This window comes from Aeromonas oralensis, assembly GCF_049665575.1.
GTDB lineage: Bacteria > Pseudomonadota > Gammaproteobacteria > Enterobacterales > Aeromonadaceae > Aeromonas > Aeromonas hydrophila.
Genome location: NZ_CP187186.1, coordinates 3847847 through 3868378, shown reverse-complemented (window position 1 = coordinate 3868378; position 20532 = coordinate 3847847). Strand labels below are relative to the sequence as shown.

The window sequence follows — 20532 nt, the reverse complement described above, 5'->3', positions numbered from 1 at the left end:
TGATCCCTTTTCAGCATTCAGATCAGATTATTCATGTCACGTCGCGTTGCCCTGTTCGGTCGATTTTTTAGCTCGCAAGAGAGGTGACCTTGCACGCGCAGCTTGTCTGAATGTTCATTGCAAAGGTCGCCACCAGGCGGCCTTTTTTGTTGCCCCGCCCAGCGCGGTTATCCATGGAGTATCGAATGTTGTCTTGCCCGGAGGTTGTATGAGCCAGGTTCAGTGGTCTTCCCGTATCGGTCATGTGCTGGCAGCCGCCGGTTCAGCGATCGGCCTTGGCGCCATCTGGAAATTTCCCTATGTGACGGCCACCAATGGCGGCGGTGCCTTCCTGCTGATGTTTCTGCTGTTCAGCTTCACCCTGGGGGTGGCAGTGCTGGTGGGTGAGACCCTGCTTGGCAGCCGCAGCCAGCGCGGGGTGCTCGGTGCCTTCCACAAGCTGGCGGGGCCAAACTGGCGCTGGATGGGGTACATGGGGATCCTGTGCGGCTTCTTCATCTACAGCTTCTACAGCGTGGTGGGCGGCTGGACCGTGGGCTACGCGGCGCTGGCGGTGAGCGGGCAGCTCAACCTGAGCGAGGGTACGGCGCTGACCGCCTTGTTCAACGGCTATGTCAGCCACCCCTGGTGGCCGGTGCTGACCCATCTGGTGTTTGCCGGCCTCACCTGGTGGTTCGTGCAGGGCGGCCTGCAGAAGGGGGTGGAGCGGGCGCTGCGCTGGATGATGCCTGCCCTGTTCGTAATGATGCTGCTGCTGGTGGTGACTGGCCTCTCCATGCCCGGCGCCATGGCCGGGGTGCGCCAGTTCCTGCTGCCGGACTTCTCCATGCTGACCGGCCAGGGCGTGCTGGATGCCCTCGGGCTTGCCTTCTTCTCCCTCTCCATTGGCCTGGGGGTACACACCACCTACGGCGCCTACCTGCCGAACAGTGACGGCGTGCTGCGCTCCGGCGTCTGGGTGGTGACGCTGGCGAGCCTCATCTCGGTGCTGGCGGGGCTGATGATCTTCCCGGTGCTCGCCTCCACCGGCATCGATCCCACCGCAGGACCAGGCCTCACCTTTATGACCATGCCGGCGGTGTTCAACCATCTGCCGTTCGGCCAGGGGCTGGCGGTGGTGTTCTTCCTGCTGCTCTTGGTGGCGGCGCTCTCCTCCTCCATATCCATGCTCGAGCACCTGGTGCGCTTCACTACCGAGGAGTGGGGCTGGTCGCGCCGTGGTGCCTGCCGGGTGCTGACCCTGCTGATCATGGCGTCCGGCATTCCGGTCAGCCTGTCGTTCGGCCCCTGGAGCGAGCTGACCCTGTTCGGCAAGACCATTTTCGATCTGCTGGACTACCTCACCTCCAACCTGATGATGCCGCTGTTCGGCCTGGTGCTGACCCTGCTGCTGGGCTGGCGACTGGGTGAGTCCGTGTTGCCCGCCGGTCTGTCGCCGCTGCTGCGCGGCTGCCTGCTCTGGTGCTGGCGGCTGGTGGCCCCGCTGCTGATCGCCGGCATCCTGGTGCGCGGGCTGTTGTAAGCCGTCCGGCCCAGAGGGCCGGGTCAGGTTTGACCGTGCGGGGTGGGGGGCAGCTTGGGGGTGAGATGGGTGCGGATCTGCTGCAGCGTCTTGCGGTACTCCTCGGCGTGATGCTCCATGAAAGAGGCGCTGTGGTTGAGACGCCGCTCCAGCCGATCCACCAGCAGTGCCACCCTGGGGGCGGCCATGCCGGCCGGCCAGCATAGTTGCAGCAGCTCCAGCAGTTGCCAGGCATCACCCGGCAGGGCCGGGAACTCCTCCTGCAGGGTCAATGCATACTGCACGGCCAGCTGGTGCTGGCCCGCCGCGCTGGCCCGCTGCCGCTCCTGACGCAGATAGGTCAGTCTGAGCTCGCGCCGCTCCAGCTGTTTCATGAAGTCACTGACGACCTGCTTGAACAGCTGCTGGATCTGCGGGGCCGGGGCGACTCTGGCCTGATACTGGCTGAGCTGGCTCAGGTAGCGTTGGGCGTGGTGGGGCAGGCCGCAGAACTGGCTGACGGCAAAACCGAGCAGCTGGTTGAGGTGGTTGTCCCGCGCCGTTTCTGGCGGGTGTTTGGCGAGCAGCAACAGGGCCTCGTCGAAGCGGTAGTCCAGGCTCAGCATCAGCGCTCTGAGCAGGGCCTCCTCGTGAGCTAGCAGGGTGACGGCCTGGCTGAGGTAGCGATGCTCCTGCTGCAGGGCGCTGATCCGGGCGGCACTCGGGTAGTGCCAGAGCACCGCCAGACTGGCATTGAGGATGAAGTTATCGATGGATACCCGGAACTTGTGGCCGGAGAAAAAGCGCAGGCTGAGGGCGTTGGCCTGCTCCAGCGCCTTGCCCTCATCCTTGAGCAGCAGCGCCAGCAGGATGGCTGCCTGGCGCCACTCCGGCAGCCAGGCTTGCCGTTGCAGCAGCTGGTTGAGCACGTCCCAGGCCCCTTCCCATTGCCGCTCGTGCAGCAGACAGGCCAGCGCCAGCTCCAGTTGCAGGGCTGGTGGCAGTCGTTCCCGGTTGCGGGCCAGATCCTTGCGGGCACTCTCCAGCTTGCCAAGACCCAGCAGGGCGTGGATCAGTCCCTTGCGCGGCCACCAGGCGTCGTGTTCCGTGGTGCAGACCGCGTAGTGCTGGGCGGCGTGGAAGTAATTCTGCTGTTGCAGCAGCATGTAACCCTTGATCCTGTCCAGCAGCGGCCCCAGCTCCCGGTACTTCTGCTGTTGATAGAGCAGATCCTCGCACAGGGCGCAGCTTACCTGCCACTCCCTGAGCCGCATCGGGGCGGGCAGGGCCCGGGTCAGCCCGGTCAGCAGCACCAGCTCACGCAAGATGGCAGTCAGTTGATCCGCAGTGAAGGGGATGGCCAGTTGCAGCGGAAAGTAGAGATCCGAGGGAGGATATTGTTGTAAGTCGAGATCTGCATCGAGCAACAGCAGCACGCAGCCCGGCTCAAGCAGGCCCAGGTAGTGGGCCTCCTGCAGCATGCGTATCCCTTCCTGGCCTTGATGATGATTCTGGCGGCATATGATCGCATCGAACGGTTGCTGGCGCAGCAGGGTGGGCAGGCTTGCAATCTCCTTGCAGTGGGTCAGCTGGGAGGACGCTATATCCTGCTGGCTGAGCCCCTGGCAGAGCGCCATGCTGAGCATGGTGTCGTCTTCGATCAGGAGGATCTGCATCCTTGGTGCTCCTTGGCTGGTTCAGGCTAGGGACAAGTATGATACCCAAAAGGATTCAAAGAGGGCTTTTTTCCTCTCTTGAGAAGTGTACACCGGTCTGCCTGCTCTGCGCGTTTGTTAATCTTGCCGGGTTGACAAGAAACACCACCACGCCGCCATAGGCCGCCGAGTCGGCCAGCCTGCTTTCCCACGTTTGATCCCATTCGCCTCCCTGTACCAGCCCCACCTTGAAGGGCAGGGTCAGCCGCGTCAGCGTCTGCAGGTAGCGCGCGTAGCCCGGCTCTGTGCGGCGGCCGCGATAGGTCTGTACCACCAGCTCGTCGACCATGCCGGCAAGGGCGTTTAGTGTGGCGACGTCGCCGGTGCGGGTCCAGTCCAGCAGGCCGGTGATGCTGATGGCGCAGCCGGCGGGCAGCTGGCTGCGCAGTTTGCGCAGGAAGTCGCCATAGTCGGCCAGCCGGTGGGTGCGGGCATCAAAATCGATCTGGACGCCGCGCACCTCATTGCCTTTGCGCTGCCAGGCCGCCAGCTGGTTGGTCAGGCTCTTGAGCAGGGCCTCATCCCAGTCGAGCCGCTCCACCCGATAGGCGAGCCAGAGCTCCTTTACCGGCAGTTTGCTCGGCGCTATGCCCTGCCCCTGAAAGCGCACGGGCTGGCGCGCATCGAGCGGGCCTATCTCCCCCTGATGCAGATAGAGCCGCTCGGCCTGCTGCAGCACCGGCTGGGGCTTGACCCCGGCCCACAGCCAGAACTGGCGGTAGTGGCTCGCCTCGACGGCGGCGCTGGCCTCGGCGCCCAACAGCGCCAGCATCACCAGTAATATTTGAGCTGCTTGGCCCACTGGCTCGTTCCGTACTGGCGTTTGAGGGTATTGAACCAGCCCTTGCGCTGGCTAAGGGGGAGCTCTTGGCTGCCGCAGCTGTTGTTGCCGCTCGGGGCGTAACAGTTGATGGCGCGGTAGAGGGCGTAGGCCTTCTCCTCCTTGGCAGCCTTGGGGTTGGCGATCACCTGTTGATACCAGTCGAGCCGGCTGCGCTGCTGGCCGGCAAACAGATCCCGGCTGCCCGCCAGGGTGTCGACGCCCGGCCGCTGCAGGAGCGGATCCCAGTCCAGCCCCTGGCTCAGGAAAAACTCGCCGAGGCAGTTGAGCGCCTTGGGGGATTTGGGGTTGTCCGCCAGGGTGGTGACCACCGCGGTGAGTGCCGGGCACTGATACTCCTGGCTCCCTTGCCAGTCGAACGGAGCGGCCAGCGGAGCCAGCGCCAGATCCTGCAGGAAGCCCCGGTAGTCGCCGTGGGTCAGCTGCTTGTAGCGCAGGGTGTGGCCGGCGCGCTGGCGCAGGGTGTCGGAGGCCTGCTCATCCTGCACCATGCGGCGCAGCAGCGGGGCCGGCGCCACGTACTCCAGCAGGGGAATGCGGTAGTGATCGCTCTGGATGGGGCTCTCCTTGGCGAACACCTGCTCCAGTCGGCCGGCCCGCTCCAGGGTCATGGCCAGCGCCAGTTGCAACAACTGATCCTGCAAGGGGGTGGGCTGGCTGGCGAGCAGGGCGCGCCACTGCTGCTCCGCCTCGGGCAGCGCCTGACTTGCCGCCAGCGCCATGCCCTTGAGCACCTGCTGGCTGAAGGCCAGGTTGTCGAGTGGCCCCTTGCCGAGGGCGGGAGCTGCGGCGATGACGGCGGCATAATCCTTGGCGAGATAGTAGCGCTCGGCCTGCTGCAGATAGGTGAGCCAGGCCGGGTTGCTGGCAAACTGGGTGTTCTGCTGCGCGAGCTCTCCGGGTTGCAGCGGTTGCCACTCGTCCCAACTCTCATGCAAACGCAGCCGGCGCAGATCCTGCACCAGGGTCAGCTGCGGCATGGCGGCTGAGCCGGTGAAACCGGGCTGCATCAGCAGCTTGAGGTCGATCTCGTTGAGCAGATCCGGGTTGCCCGGCTGGCGGCTCGCCTGCTGGAACAGGCTGGCCAGCGCCGCCTCGTCCCCCTTGAACCAGGCGAGCCGGCGCAGCAGCCCGTTGGCGGAGTCGAGATAGCGCCCCTCTGGGTAGCGACTGCGATAGTCGGCGATGAACTGCTCGGCACGCTGCACGGCGGCCTGGTCAATCTGGTTGCGATCCAGGGTGCCCCAGTCATCGAAGGCGCTTTGCTGGGACTGGTTGAGGGCGACCCGGATCCGCATGTAATCCGCCGTCTCTCTCAGCCAGGGCTGATCCTGCCCGGCGAGAGCGGCAAACAGCACATCGGCCTGCGCGAACTCCCCTTGATAGAAGCGTTGGCTGGCGGCCAGGTAGTCGGCAAAGCCCTGGCCGGCGACCGACAGCGGTGCGGCCTTGGCCTCCGGCGCCGTTTCGTCTTGCTGGGCGCACTGGCCCAGCATGGCCAGCCGCTGGCGGGCCAGCTGGCTGCGCTCGTCGGCACCCAGCGCCGGGGTGTCGACCAGTGCCTGCAGGAAGGCTTCGGCAGAAACGGGGTTGTTGCTGATGCAGCGCCCCTCGCTCCAGCCGGCGGCCCGCTCCAGGGCGGCCTGGGTGGTGCTCTGCTCGATGCCGAGACCAGCGGCCAGCGCCAGCAGGGGATCCGGCCCGGCGGGGGCCGGCTCGGCTTGGGTCGGGTTGAGCAGATCCTCGATGGCGAAGGGCAGCGGCAATGGCGCCTTGGGCAGCGAGAAAGCCTGCTCATCGGCCAGCAGCAGTGCCAGGTTGGTGCGGGTGTCGTTGTCGGGGGAGAGGAACGGCAGCCCGTTCAGATGGCACTGGGCGGCGGTCAGTTGCAGGGTGAGTGGCGTCTCGCAGCCATCCGGGCCGCAGGCCAGGGCGGGCAGGCTGCACAGGGCCAGCCACAGGGGAGTCAGTTTCATGGGCGCTTCCAGCAGGAGTCGGGATGCTGGCACGCTACAAGATGCCTTCGCCCCTTTCAACTGACCATAGGGGCAGGTAGGCCGCCAGCGGGCTTACTGCAGACCGGGCCCGTTGGCCGAAAAGGGGCAGTCGAGCTGCTGGATCAGTTGCTCCCCCGAGCCCGCCGCCCCCTGCCAGTGCAGGGCGAGCTGACCGAGGCGGCCCAGGTGGCGCAGCTCGAATTCGTAGCGCAGGCAGGGTTCGGTGAGGGGCAGGCTGGCCATGCCGGCCGGCAGCCGGTAGTCGTAGCGCAGCAGGGGGCCGTCTGTCAGCGTGCTGCGGCTGGGCAGCAGCCCTTCCGCCGTGGGGACGGGGGTGCTCAGCCGGCGGCGCAGGCTGAGGGGGGCATCGATCGCCTTCTGGTAGTGGAGGCCATTCATGGCCGCCAGCTCCTCCTCCAGCCGTTGCAACTCCCCCTCCAGCCCGCTCAGCGCGGCTCCCAGCTGTTGATGAGCGGGGGCGGCGCAGCCCCCCAGCAGCAGGGTGAGGAGCAACAAGGGGGCGCGGGTCGGGTGCATGGGCTCTCCTTTGAGCGCACGGATGGGCTGGGCCGGGGCTGACTATAGCAGGGTATTGGTGGGCGGCGCGGCGCGCAGCAGGCCGGCGAGCCGCTCCAGCCCCTCGGCGACGCGGGCGTCGGTGGCTGGCTGGCTCAGGCTCAGCCGCACTCCCTGCGGGGCGGCGAACTGGCCGGCGGCGAAGTGTTCCCCGCTGGCCACGCCGACGTCAAGGGCGTTGGCGGCCTCGGCGAACTCCTGGCTGCGCCAGGGCTCCGGCAGTGGCAGCCAGGCGTGCATGGAGCCCGCCTGCCAGCAGGCCCCCGGCAGCAGATGGCGCAGCAGCTCGCCGCGACGTGCCAGGATCTGCCGCTGCTGCTCTACAAGAGGCATGATCTGGCGCTGGCTCACCAGCTTGCAGGCCAGCTCGATGAGCAGCGGGCTCACCATCCAGCTCGACAGCCGCATCGCCTGGGCGAAGGCACCGCGCAGGGCCGGCGGGGTCAGCACGAAGCCAACCCGCAGGCCGCCACAGGCGATCTTGGCCAGGCTGCCCAGATAGATGACTCGTTCCGGCGCCAGGTTGACCATCGCCGTCACCGGTTGCTGGGGCAGCAGGCCGTTGACGTCGTCCTCGATGATCAACAGGTCGTGGCGATGGGCGATGGCGACGATGGCCTCGCGCCGCGCCAGGCTCATGGTGGCGGTGGTGGGATTTTGCAGGGTGGGGGTGAGGTAGAGCAGCTTGGCACGGCGGGTACGGCAGGCCGCCTCCAGCGCGTCTGGCAATAGCCCCTCTGCGTCCATCGCCAGTCCCACCACCTGGTTCTTCAGCTGACGGGCGTTGCCCAGCATGCCGGGGTAGCTAAGCCCTTCGCAGAACAGGGTCTCCCCCACGCAGCCGGTGGCCAGCAGGGATAGCATGATGCCGTGCTGGGCGCCGTGGCTGAACAGCAGATACTCCTCGCTGCCCGCCACCCCTTGTTCGGTCAGCCAGTCGATAAAGAGCTGGCGCTGGTTCGGCTGGCCCGCCTCCTTGTGATAGCCAAGCAGGGGATTGAGATCCCCGTCCGCCACTTCCGCCAGCATGGGGCGGATGATGGCGGCCCGATCCAGCTGCACCGGCAGGTTCTGCCACAACTCGATGCGGTGCCCCTCCTCCTTGCGGATCACCCAGGCGTTGGCCGGATCCTCATGCTCCCCCTTGACCCAGGTGCCGTGGCCTACCCGGGCGGCCAGCAGCCCGCGCCGCTCCGCCTCGCCATAGGCGCGGGTGACAGTGCCGACGGTGACCCCCAGCTTGTCCGCCAGCGCCCTGTGGGTGGGCAGCCGAGTCTCGGGCGGCAGGGTGCCGTCCTGAATGGCCTGCTCGATGGCCTTCACCAGTTTGAGGTAGAGGGGGCCGGCGAAGGGGGTGAGGTCCGGGGTCCAGATTGTCATGGTGACAATAAATCCATTGATCGAAATGTATCGGCAATATAGCGTGAATTTGAACCCTATAACAACCAAAAGCGGTACATTGTATCGATACAATGTGCGCAGTTCAGGAGTACAAAAATGACGATCGAATGGTATGCCACCCTGTTTGGCTTTGCGTTGCTCACCTGTGGCACGCCGGGCCCCAACAACCTCATGCTGACCGCCTCCGGCGCCAACTTCGGGGTGCGCCGCACCCTGCCCCATCTGATCGGTGTCGTGGTGGGACAACCGGTCCTGCAACTGGTGCTGGCGCTGGGGCTCTACCCCCTGTTCGAGCGTTGGCCGCTGCTCAAGCTGAGCTTGCAGGTGCTGGGCAGCCTCTATTTGTTGTGGCTAGCATGGCGCATCGCGGTGGCCGGCGCCCCCGGCGATCCGGAACGACGTTCGCGCCCGCTGACCCTGCTGGAGGGGCTGGGCTTCCAGTTCCTCAACCCCAAGGCCTGGATGATGGGGATCTCCGCCATCAGTCTGTTCAGTCTGCCGGGTAGTGCTTACTGGCCGAGTCTGTGGGGCATCATGGCCGTCTTCCCCATGGCGGGATTGCCAGTCTGCTTTGCCTGGGTGCTGTTCGGTCATCAGCTCAGTCGCTGGATCAACACCGACACAGGCTGGCACCGCCTCAACGGCAGCCTGGGGGCGCTGACTGCGCTCTGCGTGGTGATGCTCTGGTACTGAGTGCCGCCAGGGGCCGCATAAAGATGCGAAGAAAGTGCATTTGCGGCCTTGTCTGACGGGCACCGGCTCTGCATATTAGAAGGCTTGTCGCCGAGTCGGCCCCTGCATCATCAAGAGGTTGAGATGGATCTGAACTGGTTGCTTCCCCTGGCGGGCTTTGCCCTCATCACTTGCGGTACGCCGGGCCCCAACAACATGCTGCTCACCAGTGCCGGTGCGGCCCAGGGCTTTCGCCGCAGCGTGCCCCTGCTGGTGGGAGTGGTGGGGGGGATCAACCTGATGATCCTGGCCACGGCGCTGGGGCTGGGGGTGATGTTCGAGCAGCTGCCGCTGCTGCACGACGGGCTCAAGCTCATCGGCTCGGCCTACCTGCTCTGGCTGGCCTGGAAGGTGGCGACCGCCAGCGGCCCGGCCGAGGGCAACCGGCCGCTCATCCCGGCCCATCAGGGAGCCATGTTGCAGCTGCTCAACCCCAAGGCGTGGATGATGGCGCTCTCCGCCATCAGCGGTTTCACCCTGGCGGGGGAGGCCTACTGGCCCTCCGCCATCTGGGTGCTCGGCATCTTCTTCGTGACCGGCCTCTATACCGGGGCCTTCTGGGTGCTGTTCGGTGCCCAGGTGCGACGCCTCATTCGCACCGCCAGAGGCTGGCGTCGTTTCAATCTCGGCATGGGGGTCGCCACGGCGGCCTGCGTGCTGATGATCTGGATTTAGTCCGGGCCTGCGCCCGGACCTTTACCGGCTGTCTTGTTGGCCCTGCGGGGCCTTTTTTATTCACGGGGCGGTGCGATGACGCGCGCCGCCCTCCGGTTGATTTGCACAATGGTGTACACGATCGTTTTGCACGATTGATTCACACGATCGGCTTACACAAGGAGGTCCCATGAAATGTATCGGTCTGCTGGGTGGCATGAGCTGGGAGTCCACCGTCAGCTACTATCAGGCGCTCAACCGGGGCGTGCGCGAGCGGCTGGGCGGCCTGCACTCGGCGCGGGTGCTGCTGAGCAGCGTCGACTTTGCCGAGATAGAACGGTTGCAGCACATCGGAGACTGGCCCGCCACCGCCCGCCTGCTGGCGGCCGAGGCGCGGGCCATCCAGGCCGGCGGCGCCGATTTTCTGCTGATCGGCACCAACACCATGCACAAGGTAGCGCCCGAGATCGAGGCCGCCATCGACATCCCGCTGCTCCATATCGCCGATGCCACCGCGCGTCAGCTGCAAGCGGACGGGATCCAAAGGGTCGGCCTGCTCGGCACCCGCTTCACCATGGAGCAGGATTTCTACAAGGGGCGCTTGCAGAACAAATTCGGGCTGGAGGTGCTGGTGCCCGGCGAGGCGCAGCGGGAGCGGGTGCACCGCATCATCTATGACGAGCTGTGCCTTGGCGACATTCGCGACGCATCGCGGGCCGAGTATCTGGCCATCATCGCCGCGCTGGCCGACGCGGGTGCCCAGGCGGTGATCCTCGGCTGCACCGAGATAGCCCTGCTGGTGGGGGACGCTGAGGCTGCGGTGCCGCTCTACGATACCACCGCCATCCACGCCGAGGCGGCAGTCACTCTGGCGCTGGCTTGACGACAGGGGCCTGCTGGCAAGCAGGTGAGGCAGGTAGTGGGTTGGAAAATGCCGGCGCCACGGTGCCGCTCTACGACGCAACCATGGCGATCCACGCCGAGGTGGCGGTAACCCTGGTACTGGCTTGACGACCATGGCTCTGCTGGCAAGCGGATAAGCCAGGCATTGTCCGGCCGCCGGCTCGGCAGGGCTTGACCTTGCTGCAGGGTTGCTGCTTAGGCTGAAGCTCCGCTTTGGCCAACGAGGAACGACTCATGCAGCGTCGCGATTTTCTCAAATTCTCCACCGCCGTCGGTATCGCCGGCGCCCTGCCCTGGTGGGGGCGAGCGGTTGCCGCCGAGCGCCCAGCCCTGCCGATTCCTGCGCTGCTGGAGGCGGACGCCAGCGGCGTGTTTCAGCTCAGGGCCCAGCCGGGCCAGATGCAGCACGACACCATGGCCGGGATGCAGGAGGACAAGGGCAGTGCCAAGCCGCTGGATCTGCACGGCGGCAACCGCATCAACGGCCAGGCCTTCGCCATGAACGACCCGCAGTTTGCGGTCAAGCGCGGCCGTACCGAGCGCTGGATCATCTCGGGGCAGGGGGACATGATGCTGCACCCCTTCCATATTCACGGCACCCGCTTCCGGATCCTGAGCGAGAACGGCCAGCCGGTGGCCCCCCATCGCGCCGGCTGGAAGGACATCGTCAAGGTGGAGGGGGGCGCAGCGAGGTGCTGGTGCGTTTCGATCACACGGCGCCCAAGGAGCGGGCCTACATGGCCCACTGCCATCTGCTGGAGCACGAGGATACCGGCATGATGCTCTCGTTCACGGTGGAAGAGTAAAAAAGAATGGCCCGAACGGGGCCATTTGTTCATTTCACTGGTCAGATCTCACTATCTATGCACGCCACATACCCCTCGGCATAAAAGCGTGTAAAATTGCGCCCTGAATTTTCCGGCCAGCGCGCGCTGGCCGCGACTCCTTACCTGCAAGGCTGACACTGTGACTGAAGTAGATAGATTCGCGGACATTCGCCCCTACCGCGATGAGGAAGTGCCGGCAGCCATCGAACGGCTGATCCGGGATGATGAATTTGTCGGCGCCATCGCCAAGTATCGTTTCGGCTCCCTGATGAGCTGGCTGGGCTGGGCCATCCGCCCGCTGATCCGCCAGTTCCTGCGCTACAAGTGGTCCAAGGTGACCACCATCCATCAGGTGCAGATGGGGGTGACCCGCTACATGAGCCGGATGATCGCCACCTCCACCCAGGGGGTGACCTTCTCCGGACTCGAGCATCTGAAGAAGGAGCAGGGCTACCTGTTCGTCTCCAACCACAGGGACATCGCCATGGATCCGGCGTTCGTCAACTGGGGGCTGCACACCCATGGTTTCGATACCGTGCGCATTGCCATCGGCGACAACCTGCTGCGCAAACCCTGCGCCACCGAGCTGATGAAGCTCAACAAGAGCTTCATCGTCAAGCGCTCCGCCAAGGGGCCGCGGGAGATGATGAAAGCGCTCGGCGAGCTGTCGGCCTACATCGGCCAGTCGGTGCACGAAGGCCACTCCATCTGGATCGCCCAGAAGGAAGGGCGCGCCAAGAACGGCGATGACAAGACAGATCCGGCCATCCTCAAGATGTTCTACGTGGACGGCAAGAAGCAGAAGATCGAGTTCGTCGACTACATGCGCAGCCTCAATATCGTGCCGGTCAGCATCAGCTACGAGCTGGACCCCACCGACAAGGCCAAGGCGCGCGAGCTGTACGAGAAGTCGGTCAACGGCAGCTACGAGAAGGGCGAGTTCGAAGACATCGAGAGCATCGTCGCCGGCATCGTCGGCCAGAAGGGGCGGGTTCATGTCTCCTTCGGTGCCCCCATCACCGAGGGTTTCAGCGATCCGGACGAGCTGGCTGCGCTGATCGACAAGGCGATCTGGGGCAACTACCGCCTCTTCCCGGGCAACTACCTGGCTGCCGATGTGGCAGGCAAGGCCAACACCATCGAGCAGGCTGCCTTCCTGAGCCGTCAGTCGGAGGTGCCGGAAGAGCACAAGGCCATCTGGCGCGCCATGTACGCCAAGCCGGTGGAGAACGCCGGCAAGGCTTGAATGGCACCGGTTATCACCGGGTAATGCGAAAAAAACGGGAGCAGATGCTCCCGTTTTTGCGTCTGGTCAAAGTCGACGGTGCTGGAGTAGTGAATAATATTGTTTCAGCTGGTACGATCACTGGGCGAACGCGCTTGCGCCTCTTGGCAAGCCGCGGATGAGTGTGTAACAGTGCACCCATCCCGCTTGATACGAGCAAATGCTCTATCTCTGTCTGCACGGATTGCAGGCGGTGTGACACAAGGACCTCAACAGGGTCCTTTTTCATTTTGCGGCTAAGATGTCGCCTGAATACACCTAAGGAAGCGCCATGATCACCGGCAGTCTGAACACCCTGCAGCGCACGCCGCTGCCCGCCCCGCTGGACCGCATCATGGTCGAGGTGGTGCAAAGCGTCGAACAGTGGCTGCAGGCGCCGCTCGGCAAGCAGGATATCGACGGCCTCACGCTGTTCTGCCTGGTGAGCGAAGAGCTGACCGAGCCGGCCGCGGATCGCCGTGGCGAGTTCCATCAGCAGTATCTGGACATCCAGCTGCTGCTGCGTGGCGAAGAGTGGATCGGGGTCGGGCCCCATGGCTATGTTGCCGAAGGCGCCGATCATCCCCATCCCGACCTCTGGTTCGTCGAGGACGAACAGACCAGTTATCTGGCGTTGCAGCCCGGCGACTTCGCCATCTTCTGGCCGGGAGAACTGCATCGCCCCCTCTGTACCCCCAACCAGCCGGCTCAGGTGAAGAAGCTGGTGGTCAAGGTGCACCGGGATCTGCTGGCCGGCCTGTGACCGCTGGCGCAGCCTGGCTGAGACGAGTGCCCGGAATGATCCGGATTTGCACTTAACATATTGAAAAATTGGGCGCACTTTCCTGCGACCATAAGCCCCCGGCAGGGGAATCCCATCCACTTTGGATGACACGACACTGTCGGCATAAAGCCGAAGCACAGGAAGATGTAGAACATGAGCAAGTTGGTATTGATCCTTAACTGCGGTAGCTCTTCCCTGAAATTTGCCGTAATGGACGCCGAAACAGGTGAGGACATGCTGTCCGGCCTGGCCGAATGCTTCAATCTGGATGATGCACGTATCAAATGGAAACTCCACGGGGTCAAGGGCGAAGCCATGCTGGGCGCGGGCGCCGCGCACCAGGAGGCCCTCGACCACATCGTGGGTCACATCCTGCCGCAGGATCCGACCCTGGCCGAGCAGCTGGTGGCCATCGGTCACCGCATCGTGCACGGTGGCGAGCAGTTCTCCCGTTCCGTTCGCATCGATGACGGCGTGATTGCCGGCATCGAAGCCGCCATTCCGTTCGCTCCCCTGCACAACCCGGCGCACCTGATCGGCATCCGTGCCGCACTCAAGGTGTTCCCGGCGCTGGCAGAGAAGAACGTGGCCGTGTTCGACACCGCCTTCCACCAGACCCTGCCTGAGGAAGCCTACCTCTACGCGCTGCCCTACAAGCTCTACAAAGAGAACGGCATCCGTCGTTACGGCGCCCACGGCACCTCCCACCGCTTCATCGCCGAAGAGACCGCCAAGGCGCTGGGCAAGCCGCTCTCCGAGCTCAACATCATCAACTGCCACCTGGGTAACGGCGCCTCCGTCTGCGCCATCCGTGGCGGCGAATCCGTCGACACCTCCATGGGCCTGACCCCGCTGGAAGGGCTGGCGATGGGCACCCGCTCCGGCGACATAGACCCGGCCGTGGTCTTCTTCATGCACGACCAGCTCGGTTACAGCGTGGAGCAGATCAACCACACCCTGACCCGCGAGTCCGGCCTGCTGGGCATGACCGAGGCGAGCAGCGACTGCCGCTACGTCACCACCAACTACGCCACCGACGCCGGTGCCAAGCGCGCGCTGGACGTGTTCACCTACCGGGTGGCCAAGTATGTCGGCGCCTACGCTGCCGCCATGGATGGTCGTCTGGACGCCCTGGTGTTCACCGGCGGCATCGGTGAAAACGCCGCCATGGTGCGCGAGATGGTGCTGGCCCGTCTGGCCCTGTTCGGCTTCAAGATCGACAAGGAAGCCAACAACGCCGCGGTGCTGGGTGGTGAAGGCCCCATCACGGCCGAAGGCAGCCGCTTGGCGCTGGTGATGCCCACCAACGAAGAGCTGGTCATCGCCCGCGATGCCCTGAGCCTGGTCGGCTAACGCCCCCTCGCTCCCAGACAACGCCCGGCCCCTGCCGGGCGTTGTCGTTTGTGGCGGCCGTGGCGCCGGCTGTCATTTGACATGGGGTGGCAGATACGTACCCTGACCGCAGTTTCACGCACAGGAGGATGGGATGAAGGAGATGTTTTTTCGCTGGCTGGCCGGGCTCGGGCTGGAGGTAACCGGCATGATGGGGCTGGTGATCGCTCTGGGCTTTATCGTGCTCACCTCGCTGCTGCTGCACATGCTGCTGCACCGGGTGCTGCTGGTGCGGCTGGTGGGGGTGCTCGGCAAGACCAAGCAGGTGTGGCTGCCGCCCCAGTTGCAGCAGCGATTGTTCTACCGGCTCGCCTTCGTGCTGCAGGGGGCTGTGCTGCTCGGTCAGGCCGAGATCTGGCTGCCGCGCAACTCCGATAGCCTGCAACTGATCGAGATGGTGGCCCAGTTCTGGATCCTGCTGTTCCTGCTGCTCTCCCTGTTTGCCCTGCTCGACTGCATGCTGTCGGTGAGCCGCTATACCCGGCTCGGGCGGGATCTGCCCCTGCGCGGTATCTTCCAGGGGGTGAAGCTGGTGGGCAGCATCCTGGTGGGCATCCTGATGATCGCCCTGCTGCTCGGCAAGTCGCCGCTGTTCCTGTTCAGCGGTCTGGGTGCCATGACCGCAGTGCTGATGTTGGTGTTCAAGGACCCCATCCTCGGGCTGGTGGCGGGGATCCAGCTCTCTGCCAACCGCATGCTGAGCGTCGGTGACTGGCTGCAGATGGACAAGTACGGCGCCGACGGCGAGGTGACCGACATTGGTCTCACCACGGTCAAGGTGTCGAACTGGGACAAGACCATCACCACCATCCCCACCTATGCCCTGATCTCGGATTCCTTCAAGAACTGGCAGGGGATGACGGAGTCGGGTGGCCGGCGCATCAAGCGCAGCGTCAACATCGACATGACCAGCGTGCGCTTCCTGACGGCGGACGAGCAGCTGCAGCTCAAGCAGGCCCAGCTGCTGGCGCCCTATCTGAGCCGCAAGGAGCAGGAGCTGAGCGCTTACAACCAGCAGTTGAGCGACGCCATCAGCTGCCCTATCAACGGCCGCCACCTCACCAACCTCGGCACCCTGCGCGCCTATCTGGACGCCTACCTGCGCGCCCACCCCGGCATTCGCAAGGACATGACCCTGATGGTGCGCCAGCTGGCACCGACCTCGGACGGCCTGCCGCTGGAGATCTACTGCTTCACGGCGACTACCGCCTGGGCCGATTACGAAGGGATCCAGGCCGACATTTTCGACCACATCTTTGCCATCATTGAGCAATTTCATCTGCGGTTGCATCAATCTCCCACAGGTTACGATATGCGCGCCTGGCAAAAGGGATAAACCACCGACCGGCAGGGGCTGGCGGCGGATAAAAAAAGCGATATTAATCGCTGACCCGCCGCCACTTGTCAGTTGAAATTTGCCCGGCAGAGGAGAAAAATGGCGGCCTTCTCTTCGCCCCCTGGATCGCCCGCCGCTCCCGGGTCAGCCCAGAGTCTTGAACCACGTCATCCATTACAGGAAAGTTATGAAGCTCCTTCACACTACTGCGGCCGCGCTGTGCTGCAGCCTCCTCTTGGGCGCCGCGCCTGCGCTCGCTGTTGAATATGCCCTGCCTGCGGCCAACAGCCGCCTGGTGGGTGAAAATCTGGAATACGTGGTCCCGGCCGAAGAAAACGGCCAGCCGCTGGAGGCCGCTGCCGCCAAATTCCAGCTGGGGCTGACCAACATGCTGGAGGCCAACCCCAAGGCGGATCCCCTGCTGCTGCAGACCGGCGAGAAGCTGATCGTGCCGCACCAGCTGATCCTGCCGGATGCGCCCCGTGAAGGCATCGTGCTGAACGTGGCCGAGATGCGCCTCTACTACTACCCGAAAGGCAAGAAGGTGGTGGAAGTGCTGCCCATCGGCATCGGCCAGCTCGGTACCGACACCCCGGAAAACTGGGTGACCAGCGTGCAGCGCAAGAAGGCGGGCCCGACCTGGACCCCCACCGCCAAGATGCATGCCGAATATGCCGCCCGTGGCGAGAGCCTGCCGGCAGTGTGGCCGGCCGGCCCGGACAACCCCATGGGGCTGTTCGCGCTCTACATCGGCAAGATGTACGCCATCCACGGCACCAACGCCCAGTTCGGCATCGGCCTGCGGGTGAGCCACGGCTGCGTGCGCCTGCGCAACGACGACATCGAGTACCTGTTCAAGAAGGTACCGGTCGGTACCCGCGTCCAGTTCGTCAACCAGCCGATCAAGGCCAGCGTCGAGCCGGATGGTCGCCGCTACCTGGAAGTGCATCAGCCGCTCTCCCGCAATCAGGAGGAGTTCAACTCCAGCCTGCCTGCACCGCTGCCGATGACCCCGGCGGTGACCCGCTTCATCGCCCATGCCGACAGCGACTCCCAGCTGGTCAAGCAGGCGCTGGAGCAGCGCAGCGGCATGCCGATCGCGATCAATCGCTGATTGGCGCTTGCCGACATGGCCCCGACCTCTGGTCGGGGCTTTTTTTTTGCGGCCGTGGCAGGGCTGTGCCACTGCTAGTGCCCGGCGGATAAGCAGTTGCTGCGTCAGGATAAAATCTGGTGTAACGGGGCAAAGCTGGTCTGTTGGTTAAAGATGAAACGTTTATATTGTGTTTTATGTTTGTTAAAAAAGGTTGAGGTCATGGGATCTGCTGATTAAGCTAGGGCGGTTTTTTTAAGGAAGAGCCCGTCGTCAGAACGGGTACACACGTCACATAACGGAGTTTTGAATGACAGCCAGCACACCCATGCTCATCACCTTTCTGGTGTACATCCTCGGGATGGTCCTGATCGGCTTTATCGCCTATCGCGCCACCCGCAACTTTGACGACTACATTCTCGGCGGCCGCCGGATGGGGAGCTGGGTGACCGCCCTCTCCGCTGGCGCCTCCGACATGAGCGGTTGGCTCCTGATGGGCCTGCCGGGCGCCGTCTTCATCGGCGGCATTTCCGAGAGCTGGATCGCCATCGGCCTCACCCTGGGGGCCTATCTCAACTGGCGCTGGGTCGCCGGCCGGCTGCGGGTGCATACCGAGAAGAACCGCAACGCCCTGACCCTGCCGGACTACTTCACCTACCGCTTCGAGGACAAGAGCCGGGTGCTGCGCATCCTCTCCGCCCTGGTGATCCTGCTGTTCTTCACCATCTACTGCGCCTCCGGCGTGGTGGCCGGTGCCCGCCTGTTCGAGAGCACCTTCGGCATGAGCTATGACACCGCCCTCTGGGTCGGCGCCGCGGCCACCATCACCTATACCTTCTTCGGCGGCTTCCTCGCGGTGAGCTGGACCGATACGGTGCAGGCCACCCTGATGATCTTCGCCCTGATCCTCACCCCTGTGTTCGTCATCATCGCGGTGGGCGGCATCGACACCGCCATGGTGCAGGTGGCGGCGCAGAACGCCAGCAACCTCGACATGTTCAAGAACCTGGACTTCATCGCCATAATCTCGCTGATGGCCTGGGGCCTGGGCTACTTCGGTCAGCCCCACATCCTGGCGCGCTTCATGGCGGCGGATTCCCACCACTCCATGGCCAATGCCCGCCGCATCAGCATGACCTGGATGTTGCTGTGCCTCGGCGGCGCCGTGGCCATCGGCTTCTTCGGCTTGGCCTACTTCTCCACCTTCACCGAACAGGCCGCCGGCGTCACCAGCAACCCGGAGCGGGTCTTCATCGAACTCTCCAAGATCCTGTTCAACCCCTGGATCGCCGGCGTGCTGCTCTCCGCCATCCTGGCGGCGGTGATGAGTACCCTCAGTTGCCAGCTGCTGGTCTGCTCCAGCGCCATCACCGAGGATCTCTACAAGCCGTTCCTGCGCAAGAACGCCTCCCAGCAGGAGCTGGTGTGGGTCGGTCGTGCCATGGTGCTGGTGATCGCGCTCATCGCCATCGCCGTTGCCATGAACCCGGAGAACCGGGTGCTGGGGCTGGTGAGCTACGCCTGGGCCGGCTTTGGTGCCGCCTTCGGCCCCGTGGTGCTGCTCTCCGTGCTCTGGTCGCGGATGACCCGCAACGGCGCCCTGGCGGGCATGCTGATGGGCGCCCTGACCGTCATCGTCTGGAAGCAGTTCGGCTGGCTGGGGCTCTATGAAATCATCCCTGGCTTCCTCTTCTCCGGACTCTCCATCGTGGTGTTCAGCCTGCTGGACAAGGCCCCCTCCAAGGCCATGCTGGAGCGCTTCGACGACGCCGAGCGCGAGTTCCAGACCCCGCCGGATGCGCTGGGTCAGCCGGTTGCAGTCAACTGAGTTGGCTACTGCCGATAACAAAAAGCCCCGCATCGCGGGGCTTTTTTATGGACGACGATTTAGCCGGTGTACATCGGCGCGGGCCGCCGCACCGGTGCGTGTCAGCCAGCGGGCCCTGTCCTGATTGTTGGCTGTATGCATGGGCCCCAGATGCTGGCGGTGGGTCAGCTGGATGCCGCACAACCCCAGTACCTGCTTGTCGAGGATCCGCGAGGCGGGCTCCCCCAGCCACCAGCGGTAGTACCAGACTGGGCTGTCCATGGTGAGCAGCAGCCGCGCCGTTTTGCCTGCGAGCAGGCGCAGTGGCTGGGCCTTGCCCTTGACATATTGAAAGGCGAAGCCGGAGAGCAGGGTGCGATCCAGCAGGCCCTTGAGACGGGCCGGCATGCCACCCCACCAGAGGGGTGAGACTATCACCAGATGATGAGCGGCAGTCAGGCTCTGCTGCAACGCCAGCAGATCCGGCTCCAGCGGTGGCATAAGGTCATAGCCATGGCGCAAGTCCGGCTCGAAAGCGAGCTCACCCACGTGCAGCAGAGTGACCTCTGCGCCAGCCTCCTCGGCGCTGCGAGCATACTCGCGGGCCAGGGCATGGCAGAAACTGTCGGGTTTGGGATTGCCGTTGAGAACAAGCAGGTTGGGGGTCATGGTATGGCTCCTTGAAGTGAGCCCCCATTACACCCCTTGTCCCATGGGACAGAGTCAAGCCACCTTGTGCCCCCGATCCGTTGTTGCGGGATGACCCTGCTCGTCGGGGTCGTGCTGGACCGGAGCGCCATAGCGGCAGGTGTGCTGCGCGAGCAGCATGGCGCACTGGCTCAGCCCTTGATGCTGGCGTTGCAGCTTGGCGACCTCCGCCTCGATCTGTGCCAGCTTGTCCGCGATAAGCTGCTCCACCTTTTGCCAGGGGAAGTGGTCGAGGCTGGTGACGCCCGCGAGCAAGGGAACCAGCTCCCCGAGCTTGCAGCCAAGCCGCTGGGCCTCGCGGATAAAACCGACCCACTCCAGATCCTCGGCCCGGTAGACGCGATAACTGCCGCTCCGCCTGGGCTCGGGCAGCAGCCCGAGCTGCTCATAGAGGCGGACAGCCTTTGGGGTGGTGCCCGCCAGCCGGGCAAATTCGCCGATAAACATGGTGCTGCTCGCAAAGGTGGTTTGAGAGGTGCCCACTATAGGTCAGTGGCTGGCGGGAGAGAATCCCCATGGAGGAGCTGTCGGCGCAGTGCATTGCACAGCAGCGCTCTGGATGTGGCTTTGCCCCATAGAATGCGAGGGCCGGGGCGAGTGACTTTGGAAAGACCCAAAGTCACCACAGGTCTTTTCCCCCGGCAAGCCGTCCGCTTCGCGGATTCCCTAGCCTCCTTCATCGGGTCGGACGGATCGCCGCACACGGCACATCCCTGCGCCGCCTGCGGCTGCGCCGTCGTCCATGACGGCGCTCCTGACCCGTTGAACTCGGCTCGGCGGCTTTCAGGGGGAAACAATACCCTGCCTGTCTGCGGCGCAGTGAGGTGTGTCGTAGGGGCGGGATATGGCCGAGCTGACCCGTGATGGGGCCGCAACAGGCGCTGGTGGATTGGTGATCGCCACTATAAGAGAAAATGTGGTCATCCACGGAGAACCCATAAATTCCATTTATAGTGACTCTGGCGAGCCAGGCAGGACCACCTGGTGGCCGAAATGGGCTC

18 protein-coding genes and 2 pseudogenes are annotated in these 20532 nt (G+C 64.4%); 13 read left to right on the top strand and 7 right to left on the bottom strand.

Annotated features, from left to right (window positions below):
• Nucleotides 1–208 precede the first annotated feature (208 nt).
• Nucleotides 209–1522: a sodium-dependent transporter gene (locus ACPDZI_RS17920; RefSeq protein ID WP_194759212.1), complete on the top strand. Its 1314-nt coding sequence runs from the start codon at nt 209–211 to the stop codon at nt 1520–1522.
• A gap of 23 nt (nt 1523–1545) precedes the next feature.
• Here the strand turns inward: ACPDZI_RS17920 and ACPDZI_RS17915 are convergent, their stop codons facing one another.
• The 5 genes from ACPDZI_RS17915 to ACPDZI_RS17895 all read right to left on the bottom strand — a co-directional run bounded on the left by ACPDZI_RS17915 (nt 1546) and on the right by ACPDZI_RS17895 (nt 8010).
• Complete coding sequence (locus ACPDZI_RS17915) at nt 1546–3177, bottom strand: hypothetical protein (RefSeq protein WP_263681090.1); 1632 nt, start codon at nt 3175–3177, stop codon at nt 1546–1548.
• A gap of 55 nt (nt 3178–3232) precedes the next feature.
• The gene (locus tag ACPDZI_RS17910; protein ID WP_438833575.1) at nt 3233–4018 is read right to left on the bottom strand and encodes a DUF3142 domain-containing protein; all 786 of its coding nucleotides are present in this window, start codon (nt 4016–4018) and stop codon (nt 3233–3235) included.
• Complete coding sequence (locus ACPDZI_RS17905; RefSeq protein WP_438833574.1) at nt 3988–6033, bottom strand: hypothetical protein; 2046 nt, start codon at nt 6031–6033, stop codon at nt 3988–3990. The genes ACPDZI_RS17910 and ACPDZI_RS17905 overlap by 31 nt, the downstream gene beginning before the upstream one ends.
• Before the next feature lie 93 nt (nt 6034–6126).
• Nucleotides 6127–6591, bottom strand: coding sequence for a hypothetical protein (locus ACPDZI_RS17900; protein WP_438833573.1), 465 nt, complete (start codon nt 6589–6591; stop codon nt 6127–6129).
• Between the two features lie 42 nt (nt 6592–6633).
• Nucleotides 6634–8010 (bottom strand): PLP-dependent aminotransferase family protein, encoded by a 1377-nt coding sequence (locus tag ACPDZI_RS17895; protein ID WP_438833572.1) that lies wholly within the window; start codon nt 8008–8010, stop codon nt 6634–6636.
• A gap of 117 nt (nt 8011–8127) precedes the next feature.
• Between ACPDZI_RS17895 and ACPDZI_RS17890 the strand changes: the two genes are divergently transcribed.
• From ACPDZI_RS17890 to putP, 12 genes and pseudogenes are all read left to right on the top strand, one after another.
• A complete protein-coding gene (locus ACPDZI_RS17890) occupies nt 8128–8724 on the top strand; it encodes a LysE family translocator (protein ID WP_101150580.1) in 597 nt (198 codons plus the stop codon).
• Nucleotides 8725–8847: 123 nt separating this feature from the next.
• Nucleotides 8848–9438, top strand: a complete 591-nt coding sequence (locus tag ACPDZI_RS17885; RefSeq protein WP_017411093.1) for a LysE family translocator — start codon at nt 8848–8850, stop codon at nt 9436–9438.
• A gap of 169 nt (nt 9439–9607) precedes the next feature.
• Nucleotides 9608–10300 (top strand): aspartate/glutamate racemase family protein, encoded by a 693-nt coding sequence (locus ACPDZI_RS17880; protein ID WP_438833571.1) that lies wholly within the window; start codon nt 9608–9610, stop codon nt 10298–10300.
• Entirely contained in the window at nt 10297–10428 is a 132-nt protein-coding gene (locus tag ACPDZI_RS17875) for a hypothetical protein (RefSeq protein ID WP_438833570.1), read from the top strand. Before ACPDZI_RS17880 ends, ACPDZI_RS17875 begins: the two co-directional genes overlap by 4 nt.
• 126 nt (nt 10429–10554) lie before the next feature.
• Nucleotides 10555–10626, top strand: a pseudogene (locus ACPDZI_RS17870) (twin-arginine translocation signal domain-containing protein); the annotation flags it as partial.
• Nucleotides 10627–10719: 93 nt separating this feature from the next.
• A pseudogene (locus tag ACPDZI_RS17865) lies at nt 10720–11126 on the top strand (multicopper oxidase domain-containing protein); the annotation flags it as partial.
• Nucleotides 11127–11286: 160 nt separating this feature from the next.
• Nucleotides 11287–12393: a 1-acyl-sn-glycerol-3-phosphate acyltransferase gene (locus ACPDZI_RS17860; RefSeq protein ID WP_060390729.1), complete on the top strand. Its 1107-nt coding sequence runs from the start codon at nt 11287–11289 to the stop codon at nt 12391–12393.
• A gap of 310 nt (nt 12394–12703) precedes the next feature.
• A complete protein-coding gene (locus ACPDZI_RS17855; RefSeq protein WP_207137334.1) occupies nt 12704–13174 on the top strand; it encodes a YhcH/YjgK/YiaL family protein in 471 nt (156 codons plus the stop codon).
• A gap of 174 nt (nt 13175–13348) precedes the next feature.
• Nucleotides 13349–14548 carry an acetate kinase gene (locus ACPDZI_RS17850; protein WP_043160403.1) on the top strand — a complete coding sequence of 400 codons (1200 nt, stop codon included), beginning with the start codon at nt 13349–13351 and terminating at the stop codon, nt 14546–14548.
• 133 nt (nt 14549–14681) lie between these two features.
• Complete coding sequence (locus ACPDZI_RS17845) at nt 14682–15923, top strand: mechanosensitive ion channel family protein (protein WP_438833568.1); 1242 nt, start codon at nt 14682–14684, stop codon at nt 15921–15923.
• A gap of 187 nt (nt 15924–16110) precedes the next feature.
• Complete coding sequence (locus ACPDZI_RS17840; RefSeq protein ID WP_016351926.1) at nt 16111–17037, top strand: L,D-transpeptidase family protein; 927 nt, start codon at nt 16111–16113, stop codon at nt 17035–17037.
• Between the two features lie 289 nt (nt 17038–17326).
• Complete coding sequence (gene putP / locus ACPDZI_RS17835) at nt 17327–18844, top strand: sodium/proline symporter PutP (protein ID WP_438833567.1); 1518 nt, start codon at nt 17327–17329, stop codon at nt 18842–18844.
• Nucleotides 18845–18889: 45 nt separating this feature from the next.
• On the opposite strand, the gene ACPDZI_RS17830 is transcribed toward putP, so the two are convergent.
• Together ACPDZI_RS17830 and ACPDZI_RS17825 are read right to left on the bottom strand one after the other, a co-directional pair.
• Nucleotides 18890–19492, bottom strand: coding sequence for an NAD(P)H-dependent oxidoreductase (locus ACPDZI_RS17830; protein WP_324040081.1), 603 nt, complete (start codon nt 19490–19492; stop codon nt 18890–18892).
• 54 nt (nt 19493–19546) lie between these two features.
• Nucleotides 19547–19978: a MerR family transcriptional regulator gene (locus ACPDZI_RS17825; protein WP_324040080.1), complete on the bottom strand. Its 432-nt coding sequence runs from the start codon at nt 19976–19978 to the stop codon at nt 19547–19549.
• Nucleotides 19979–20532: the final 554 nt, after the last annotated feature.